Annotated in this window: 3 protein-coding genes and 3 pseudogenes; 3 read left to right on the top strand and 3 right to left on the bottom strand. The window is 48.4% G+C overall.

All coding sequences use genetic code 11. The features are described 5' to 3' along the window. Nucleotides 1–42: 42 nt before the first annotated feature. Nucleotides 43–903 carry a WYL domain-containing protein gene (locus KW548_07915; GenBank protein ID QXX08007.1) on the top strand — a complete coding sequence of 287 codons (861 nt, stop codon included), beginning with the start codon at nt 43–45 and terminating at the stop codon, nt 901–903. A 62-nt stretch (nt 904–965) separates the two neighbouring features. Here KW548_07915 and KW548_07910 read toward each other — a convergent pair. The 3 pseudogenes from KW548_07910 to KW548_07900 all read right to left on the bottom strand — a co-directional run bounded on the left by KW548_07910 (nt 966) and on the right by KW548_07900 (nt 3,952). Continuing rightward, nucleotides 966–1,366 (bottom strand): annotated as a pseudogene (locus KW548_07910) ((deoxy)nucleoside triphosphate pyrophosphohydrolase). Continuing rightward, a pseudogene (locus KW548_07905) lies at nt 1,363–2,200 on the bottom strand (HNH endonuclease). The pseudogenes KW548_07910 and KW548_07905 overlap by 4 nt, the downstream one beginning before the upstream one ends. 43 nt (nt 2,201–2,243) lie before the next feature. After that, nucleotides 2,244–3,952, bottom strand: a pseudogene (locus tag KW548_07900) (methyltransferase domain-containing protein). Between the two features lie 490 nt (nt 3,953–4,442). Here KW548_07900 and KW548_07895 point away from each other — a divergent pair. Both KW548_07895 and KW548_07890 read left to right on the top strand, forming a co-directional pair. After that, entirely contained in the window at nt 4,443–5,774 is a 1,332-nt protein-coding gene (locus KW548_07895) for an MBL fold metallo-hydrolase (protein QXX07855.1), read from the top strand. A gap of 311 nt (nt 5,775–6,085) precedes the next feature. Beyond that, on the top strand, nt 6,086–10,411 hold the full coding sequence (locus KW548_07890; GenBank protein QXX07854.1) for an Ig-like domain-containing protein: 4,326 nt from the start codon (nt 6,086–6,088) through the stop codon (nt 10,409–10,411). Nucleotides 10,412–10,704 lie beyond the last annotated feature (293 nt).

Here is a 10,704-nt window from a genome sequence, read left to right as displayed (position 1 = left end):
TGATTACATACACACGTCGCATAACTAGACAGGAGTTACATGATGAGCAAATGGCCAATACGCTGGGATCTGCTGTTCCGCTACAGAATGATAGAAATCATTGCTCTGTGGGAAGGGCGACTTACGACTAACCATTTAATTCAAAGTTTTGGTATTGGCAGACAGCAAGCATCAAAAGACATCAACACCTACCTCACCGATATCGCGCCAGGTAACCTTGTCTATGATAAGCAGTTAAAGGGCTACAAACCCAGCAGTAGCTTTATCCCACAAGTAACAAAGGGTCATGCGGATGAATATTTGCACATTCTTTCAAGAAGTGAAGATATGACCATCACATTTAATGAACTTGATATGGGGTTTGAGAATACGGCCATGGTTCGCCCTGTTGCTCGCAATATATTGCCACAAGTATTACGTCCGTTGGCTCAGGCTATTCGCGAAAAAAAACGTGTCGATATAAGCTACACATCGGTCCAAGACGGTATTGAAGTTGAGCGAATTATTTCTCCCCACACTCTCGTTTGTACCCCACTTCGTTGGCACGTTCGTGCCTATTGTGAGCATGGAAATGGCTATCGCGACTTTGTACTTAGTCGCATACACGGCGTGCCAATTCTTGAGGCGAAGCAAGTCAAAGGGAAAAAGCATGATGAGTTATGGAATACTCCCCTAACCATTGATTTAATGCCTGATCCACGGCTAACAGAAGCTCAAGCTAAGGTCGTTGCTCATGATTATGGAATGGATAAAGGCGTCCTTAAAATACCAACCAATGCGGCACTAGTTCGCTATGTGCTTGACGCTTATAACATCGATATTAACGTTCTTGATTCGAATCCTAAAGGTCAGCAGATTATTGTGGGTAATTTTGAGGAGCTAAAACCGTACTTATACTTTTAGGCAGAACAAGCATAATAGTTAAGGCGGGCTGTGCCCGCCTCTAAGTCGATCTTCCTCGCCTTCTAGAATGTCGCTTGGATCTTTTCAACGGCCGGTATATCGGCCGCAGCCCAATCCACATCCCAAAGTTTCTCTTTAGACAGCCAGCGAGAATCGATATGTTCAGTGAGAACCAAATCTCTTGTGGGCACCTCGATCACAAAGCAATGCATGGTGATATCAAAGTCTGGGTAGCAATGTTCAATCGTTAACAAAAGCTGAGGTTCGGTAACGGTAACTCTGAGTTCTTCATCTAACTCTCTGATAATCGCGGCAACCAGCGTTTCACCTGCTTCTACCTTCCCCCTGGAAACTCCCATTTTTTGCTAACATAATCTAACTCCGATGGCCCTCTTCGTACGGCTAGGAATTCGCCCTTGTTTCTCAACACAGCAGCGACAACTTCAATGTGCTTCTTAATCATTGATTATGCTCTTCCAATAATTTTTGGCTGCGGATTTTTAGCGCCTCAACATCCTTTTTATCATCGACGATGTGCATTTTCTTATGGCAGTTGGGGCACAATGCGATGGTATTTTCACTCGTGTCGTCACCCTCTTTGGAGAGCCAAATAATATGGTGCGTTTCGAGGTATGGCTCCCCCTTCGCATTCTTAAAAGGCGCGGGTTGAAGGCATAACTGACAAGTCCCTTTCGCCAGCCTTTTAGCCAGCTCTGCTACCCAAATATTTCGCTCATAGCTGGTTGACTGTTGTAGATAACGAGTGGCTTTTTTTGCCAGACTTGACCGCCAATGTCTTGAGCTGCCCAAGAGTTAACTTTTTCGCCTTGCGGGTACGGATGGTCTCAACATTGTCTCGATCTTGCTTTTTAACCTGACGCACTCCCGAGACGAGTTTCAAAGGAAACACGTAAACCTTTCTTGGGTTGCCTTGTTGATCATCTTGCATTTCCGAATAAGGTTCGCCTTCAAGTTCGACCTGACCGACATAGGTATATTCTTTCTCTTTGAACACCTCGAATAAGTGAACGGCGACACCGTTGGAACCTGACTCAGCCAAGGTTTTGTTTTGCTGAAACGTTAGGCTTTGGTCGCCCTTAGTCCCCATGCCGGTGTAATGCAGAACGCCACCAGACCAACGGTCATCATAGATTGATTCGACATGATTAGAGACAATGACCAAAGTATTGGTTTTGTGGGCGCGGCGCATGCCGCCTTGTGGGCTACAGCCAAATGTTTCGCGTAACTCGTTATTATTAAGTTTTGTGCCTGGGGCAGGTAGTGACAAATCAACCATTATATCTATCTGTTTTACTTCGTTGTTGGGGTACTAGCGGGTATTACCATTCCGAAACCAGCAAGCGGGCCTTCAGGCCTTTCACTTGCAATCCCATCGCTTCAAACACTTGTTCAAAGTCATCGCATTGCGCTGTTACGTTAGGTAAAGAAAGGGCGGCTTGATTAAAAAGCGTTGTTGCTGCAAGGGGTCGCTGCCCCACGCCATCTGCCACCACTGCAAGATACGTTCACGGGATTCGGATAAACGCTGAGCCTTAGGCACACGATCACTTTTGCTTCGATTCTGTTTTGAGGTGGTCGGCAGGAGGTTCCACTTATCATTGTTCGGCCAATAGGTAAAAGGAAGGCAGTGGTCCACATCGTATTGGCTCGTTAGCTTGGTGTTACTCCAAACATTTGGCACCGCTTCGCCTTGGGCGCGTAACTCATCGACTCGTTTGCGGACTTCACGCGTATCACGTGATGAATCAAGCCACACCAAGCATTCATGGTAAGTTTGCAGAGTAATGTTGCGCGCTCGATTCAGCTCAAAACGCTGCATTTCCGTTATCCATTGGTTCACCACCAACGGCTCTATCCAAGCACAATACAGCCGCAAGCAATCCCACAGCTTTTCATCCAAAACAAACTGACCAAAACTAGCAAAAAACTCGCCGTCTAATACAATCGCTTGCGAACGTTTTCCGCGCCTTGATGCTGAATCTATTTGGAACAGCTTGTTATGCTTATCGCCCTGATAGATATGGGTTGCGGGCCCTTCTTTTATGGTGCTTAACGTCTGGGTAAACAGTTTCTGAATTGCAATGGCCTCTTCTCCGATAAAGAGTGAACCGATGGCAAGGTCATCAGCCGCAAGGTGCTTAAGCTTGTTCCAGCCATCATCTTTGACAAACCCCAGCCCCTTACGTGTGTTGGAGTTTTGTTGAATGCCAGTGCCTTCAATATCAATATCGATAAGACGCTTGAATTGCCTCACCCAATACAAGGCCACAAGGCCAGCAGAAATACTGACTTTGCCATCCGTCCTATCTAAAACGGCGCCGGGATGAGCATCAGCAATACGGAGCAACGTTCTTAGCAATGCCAACTTGTAGGTTGCCGACTTGTTGTCATGAATAATGATGCGTCGAACCTGATTCAGGCTACCGGCTCCATCATCAGACAAGCTAAACACCACTGTCTGCCAAGAGACATCCGTCCTATTTAGGTTATCCTCACTATCGGTGACTTGTACCGTGTTGAGCGCATAGTCTTTTGAAAACTGTTCCAGTTCTGCCACTGAAACCGGATGGCCTACTCGACCGTCGGTAAACGAGCCATGACGTAAACTGATCACTAATTTTCCATTCGGAGACAATAAACCAGATAGTTTTCGAAAAGCTCTTTCACGCACTGAAGGCGCTAGATGCATCCAAACGGCGCTGATAAGAATAAGGTCAAAGCGCATTCCAAGGCTTTGGACGCTTTTTAAGGCGGGCAAGGAATCATTGAGCCAAGTCACTTGTGGTGTGGTGCCTGCTTGCCCTATTTGACGCAGTGCATCGCTGGGCTCAACTGCAATCACCTCACAGCCCTGTTCGCTCATCCATTGGGCATCTCGCCCAGAGCCTGCACCGATATCTAAAACGGCATCGCCAGATTTAGGCCAATAAGCAGACCAAGACTGATGGACAGATTCAAAGTCTAGGGCGTTATATTGCTTGGCAAGCTGAAGGGCATTGTTATCGTAAAAAGAACTCGTTGCGGACATACATCAAACCACATATCACAATGCAGACATGATATATCTCTCAGTGATATAAGGCGATAAAGTATTAGAAAAGAATGATTTATTGTGATGGCAGTCGTATCGGAAGTTTCGGTGATTGACCACCAGCACCTTGATGCCTGTAGATAGCTTGTCGCTAGTTATACGAGCAAAACCAACACGTCCATGAAACTGCACTTTTGAGAATGCTTTGTCCACAACCCTCGGTGGTGAGCCTCTTTACCACCGTTCAACCCCCACCATCAACCTCTGCCTAAAATCAGGCGGTGGCTGATGGCAGTGATTGTTCTCGCAAACTAAGCTTCAACTCTAGAAGTGATTTAGAGACAGGCACCAATGCCTTACAGATAAACCACTGAGTACTCTATAACTTACTGCCAAAAGTGTTCAATCCTCGCAAATTTGGCTGGGCAAGTTGTCGTAAAATAGCTTTGTCGGCACAGTCAGCTTGAAACGGTTGCGAGGATTTAACATGAAAATCATTCACCATGGCGGTAAACAAACGATTACTGGCTCTTGCCATGAGCTCAGATCAGAGGCCCAAGCCATTCTTATCGACTGCGGGCTATTTCAAGGCGCTGATGCTCGGCCGTTGGATATTGAATTTGAAACCTCTCACTTGACCGCGATTATCATTACCCACGCCCATATTGACCACATAGGTCGATTGCCGTGGTTACTCGCCACTGGCTATAACCAACCTATTTACTGCACTACCGCAACAGCCGAACTGATCCCGTTAATGCTCGAAGATAGCCTAAAGCTGCAACTCGGTTTAGACCGCAAACAAACCGAGCGCGTGTTAAACAAGATACGTCGCCTGATTGAGCCCTTGGACTACAATTGTTGGCACTGCCTAGACGAGATTCACTCCATAAGTTCGATGACGATACGATTTCAACCCGCGGGGCATATACTCGGTTCGGCCTATGTGGAAGTGCGCTTGGCGAATCAAGAAGTGGTCGTCTTTTCTGGCGATCTCGGTCCAAGTAACACCCCACTCCTGCCTGATCCTAAATCTCCACAGCGTGCCGATTACCTGCTGATTGAATCAACCTATGGCGACAAACAACATGAAGATGTCGCCACGCGAGCGGAACGGTTAAAAGCCATCATAGATCGCTCTCTTGAAGATGGAGGAGCAATCTTAATTCCTGCGTTTAGTGTTGGGCGTACTCAGGAATTATTGTTCGATATTGAGCAGCTCATCCACCACCATCAAATTGATGTTTCTATCCCTATAATTCTCGATTCTCCCATGGCCCAACGTGTCACTCGCTCCTATCGCCATTTCAAACAGTTATGGGGCAAGGAAGCGAAACAGCGGCTAGAGAGGCATCGCCACCCACTCGCGTTTGAGCAATGTATTACGGTTGAAGATCATCGCACCCATCAGCGCTTGTTTAATCGCCTCCAATCCACCCAAGAGCCTGCAATAGTCGTCGCGGCCTCTGGAATGTGCCAAGGTGGTCGTATCATGGACTATCTGAAAGCGCTACTGCCTTTGGAAACAACCGATGTTCTTCTTGCAGGTTATCAAGCACAAGGAACTTTGGGCCGAGAAATTCAATCTGGCGCGATGGATGTAGAAATTGACGGTGAAAAGGTCGAAGTCAAAGCGCAGGTTCATACAATGTCAGGCTACTCTGCCCATGCAGATAAACACGATCTACTGCGCTTTATTAATGGCATTGCTGACAAACCAAAGCAAATTCACTTGATTCATGGCGAACCCGACACGCAAGCGCAGTTTGCCTCTGAACTAAAAGCACTCGGGTTCGAAGTGAAAAGCAACTCCGACTAACCAAAGCGAACAGCCTTAAGCGGTTCTCTATATACCCTTGATATTGGCTAAATGGCCGTTACCAGCTTGCCTCCTCAGCCTCTGCCTAAAATCCGGCGGTGGCTGGTGGCAGTGATTTATCTCGCAAACTAAGCTCCAACTCTACTATGAGTTCTAACAGTACAAGGGTATGAAATTAAATTGATAATATATATCGATCAATTCAATTAAACACATTAACAATCAATATCAAATAAATTACCCATTAATTAATCAAATCCACCCTACGTTTCGTTTTCAATCTATTTAATTAAACATAGGGACAACTAAAAATGGACAAGCAATTCAACGTTAAGGATCTATTGCTCCTTATGACGTTAACCTTGGTCGTGCTGCTCCTCTCTGGCTGTGGTGGTTCAGAAGAAGGCGCCTCTCAAACCGAAAGCAGCCCACCTCAATCCACACCCTCTTCAACTAGGCCTCAACCAAGCCAAACCGAGGCTACCGTCCAATTGGAGCGGCTGACGCTTACCGCCTTCCCTATCAAAACCAAGGGGACGAGCGAGCTCACGCTTATTACGGGCAACGAGCAATATTTTCTTGCCGTGGGTGAATATTCTAACGGCCAATCGAAACTGTTGACTGAGGAGTTAACTGTCGAGGATTGGCAATCCAGTGACCAAACGATTGGCGAGTTTATTCAATCCGGTGTTTTGCAAAGCAAGGCCTCAGGGGTGGTGTCGGTTGCTTTTAGCAAAGATAACCTCACCAGTAACCCCGTCGAAGTGAAGGTTACCGACGCCACCATTACCGATATTACCATCACACCCTCAGTGGTGAAGTTAGCCAAAGGCCATTACCAACCGCTAACGGCTATAGCGACATACAACAACGGCCTATCATCCGATATCAGTGACTCTGTCAATTGGCAACCTAACGATCACAGTACCGCCAAAGTCAACACTAACGGATTGTTGTCAGGCAGATTGGTCGGTACTACTACCGTCACCGCGATGAAAGAAGGCATCACCAGTAACCCCGTGAGCGTGGAGGTCACTAATGCGGTGATCACCGATATCACCGTCACCCCGCCACACGTCTCTGTTGCCAAAGGGCAAACCCAAGCATTCACGGCCACCGCCACCTATAGTGATAACACCTCATCCGATATCAGTAACTCCGTCACTTGGCACCCTGTCGATAACCGTACCGCCACTGTCAGCCCAAGCGGGGTTCTGTCAGGCGGCAAAGTCGGTACTACTACCGTCACCGCGATGAAAGAAGGCATCACCAGTAACCCCGTGAGCGTGGAGGTCACTAATGCGGTGATCACCGATATCACCGTCACCCCACCAAACGTCTCTGTCGCCAAAGGGCAAACCCAAGCATTCACGGCCACCGCTAATTATAGTGATAACACCTCATCCGATATCAGTGATTCCGTCAGTTGGCGCCCAGTCGATAATCGTACTGCCACTGTCACCTCAAGCGGGGTATTGTCTGGCGGCAATATCGGCACCACCACGCTTACCGCAGTCAAAGGTGGGGTTGCCAGTAACACCGTTAACGTCGAGGTTACTAATGCGGTGATCACCGATATTAGCGTCACTCCGCCAACGGTCAGTATCGCCAAAGGTCAGAAACAGCGTTTAACCGTCAATGCGACTTACAGTGATAACACCTCGTCGGATATTAGTGATTCCGTCACTTGGATACCTAACGATAGCAGCATCGCTACTGTCTCACCCAAAGGGTTGTTGGCAGGCGGTAAAGTCGGAACCACTACCCTTACTGCGGTGAAAGATAATATCACTAGCAATACGTTTGGCGTGGTAGTCAGTGATGCGGTGATCACCGATATCACCGTCACCCCGCCAAACGTCTCTGTTGCCAAAGGGCAAAACCAACCACTAGCGGCTACCGCCACTTACAGTGATAACACCTCATCCGATATCAGTGACTCCGTCAGTTGGCGCCCAGTCGATAATCGTACTGCCACTGTCACCTCAAGCGGGGTATTGTCTGGCGGCAATATCGGCACCACCACGCTGACCGCAGTCAAAGGTGGGGTTGCCAGTAACACCGTTAACGTCGAGGTTACTAATGCGGTGATCACCGATATCACCGTCACCCCGCCACACGTCTCTGTCGCCAAAGGGCAAACCCAAGCATTCACGGCCACCGCCATCTACAGTGATAACACCTCATCCGATATCAGTGACTCCGTCGGTTGGCGCCCAGTCGATAATCGTACTGCCACTGTCACCTCAAGCGGGGTATTGTCTGGCGGCAATATCGGCACCACCACGCTTACCGCTGTCAAAGATGGGGTTGCCAGCAACACCGTTAACGTCGAGGTCACCGATGCGGTGATCACCGATATCACCGTCACCCCGCCAAACGTCTCTGTTGCCAAAGGGCAAAACCAACCGCTAGCGGCTACCGCCACTTACAGTGATAACACCTCATCCGATATCAGTAACTCCGTCACTTGGCGCCCAGTCGATAAACGTACCGCCACTGTCAGCTCAAGCGGGGTACTGTCTGGCGGCAATATCGGCACCACAACGCTTACCGCTGTCAAAGATGAGGTTGCCAGCAACACCGTTGACGTCGAGGTCACCAACGCGGTGCTCACTGATATCACCGTCACCCCGCCAAACGTCACTGTCGCCATTGGCCAAAACCAAGCGCTAACGGCCACCGCCATCTATAGTGATAACACCTCATCCGATATCAGTAACTCCGTCACTTGGCACCCTATCGATAACCGTACCGCCACTATTACCTCAAGCGGTGTATTGTCTGGTAGCAATGTCGGTGCCACAACGCTTACCGCTGTCAAAGATGGGGTTGCCAGCAACACGGTTAATGTCGAGGTCACCAATGCGGTGATCACAGGAATTAGTGTTACGCCCTCTGTGGTTACTATCGCCAAAGGCCAAAATCAAGCGCTAACGGCCACCGCCACTTATAGTGATAACACCTCATCCGATATCAGTGACTCCGTCGTTTGGCGCCCTATCGATACCAGCACCGTCACCTCTAACGGGGTGCTGTCTGGCAGCAGTGTCGGAGCGACTTCCCTCACTGTGGTAAAAGATAATGTCACTAGCAACACGGTCGGCGTGGTGGTCAGTGATGCGGTGATCACCAGCATTAGCGTGACACCTTCTCTCGTCTCTATCGCCAAAGGGCAAAACCAAGCGATGAAGGCTACCGCCATCTACAGTGATAACACCTCATCCGATATCAGTAACTCCGTCACTTGGCGCCCAGCCGATAGCAGCACCGCGACTGTCACCTCAAACGGGGTCTTATCCAGTAGCAACGTCGGTACCACCACCCTCATTGCCCTAAAAGATGGCGTCACCAGCAATACCGTTAATGTCGACGTCTCCGATGCCATCATCACTGGGATCAGCGTTACACCTTCAGTGGTTAATATCGCTAAAGGGCAAACCCACGCGCTAACAGCCACCGCCACTTACAGTGATAACACCTCATCTGATATCAGTGGTTCCATCACCTGGATCCCTATCGATACCAGTATCGCAGCGGTCACCGCTAAAGGCGTATTGTCAGGCAGTAATATGGGCACGACTACCCTCACCGCAGTCAAAGATGGCGTTGCCAGTAACACCATTGACGTCGAGGTCACCAACGCGGTGATCACTGATATCACCGTCACCCCGCCAAACGTCACTGTGGCCAAAGGCCATAACCAAACAGCAACCGCCACTGCAACTTACAGTGATAACACCAGATCAAATATCAGTGACTCCGTCACTTGGATCCCTGTTGATAGGGCTACAACCACCGTCACTCCTCAAGGGCAAGTCACCGGAGTGGACGTTGGCACCACCACCCTCACTGCGGTAAAAGATGGGGTCACCAGTAATGCAATAGACGTTGAGGTCACCAACGCTGTCATGACAGGGCTGACTTTGAGCCCCCCGTTGATCGGAGTGGTCAAAGGTCAAACGCAAGCGATAACAGTCACCGCTAACTACAGTGATGGTACCTCCTCCGATGTTAGTAACTCTGTTACGTGGTGGATACCCGTAACAACCGAGATGTCTGTCACTTCTGATGGTATGGTCACAGGGCTTAATGCAGGAAGTAGCACAATAAAGGCATCGAAAAACGGCTTTACGAAGAGTATTGACGTCAACGTATGTAATTTAGACAGTAACGGTTTAGAAGGTAAGTGCATTGACCTCTTCGATACAGGTAACGGCAAGTGGTTTACTAGTACCCCCTCCGTTGCTTACCTTGACAGTCTTGGCCTAGGTGGAAGCAGTCATACGGACGGCATTGAGGCAGGGAAGTTTTACAGATTCACTTGGACAAAAGCGATTGCACTATGCACTAATTACAACACAATCAAACTAGCAGGCCGCTCCAACTGGCGTTTACCCACACTTGATGAGTTAAGAGACGAGCTCTATGCCTATTACGGGGTTAGTCCTTATATACGCGCGAAGCTGTCTAGCGAACGCGGTTGGTCAATTAGTAGACATTACTGGGCCTCAACACTTAAAGGATTAATTGATAACAAATACAAAGAATACTGGAGCGTATACATGTACAACGGATTTCGGGGCGCCTACGTCAACTCTTTTAGATTCTATGCCTCATGCGTTTCTGAGCCTTAGACTGCAATGTCTTAAATGGTTAGCTAAACAGCAGATATGAGTGCAATAAAAAAGACGTCTTCGGACGTCTTTTTTATTTGTTAGGGCGAGAGCCTAAGCCACTATGTCTGGTACTCAAAAGTCATTCAGGCACAGGCCCCATAAGCTTAAATGTTAAGAGGAAAAGCGATGGTCCTTCTTTTTTGCATTTTATCGGCCTGAGGGGGGCAAACATAACATTGTGTGACGGCCCTTATAGTTTTCTTTTTATATGCACTCAGCCTCGCATTGGTTACTACTCTCAATAGGAACGT

This window comes from Vibrio neptunius (assembly GCA_019339365.1).
GTDB classification, from domain to species: domain Bacteria; phylum Pseudomonadota; class Gammaproteobacteria; order Enterobacterales; family Vibrionaceae; genus Vibrio; species Vibrio neptunius.
This window is presented reverse-complemented; position numbering and strand designations above follow the sequence as displayed.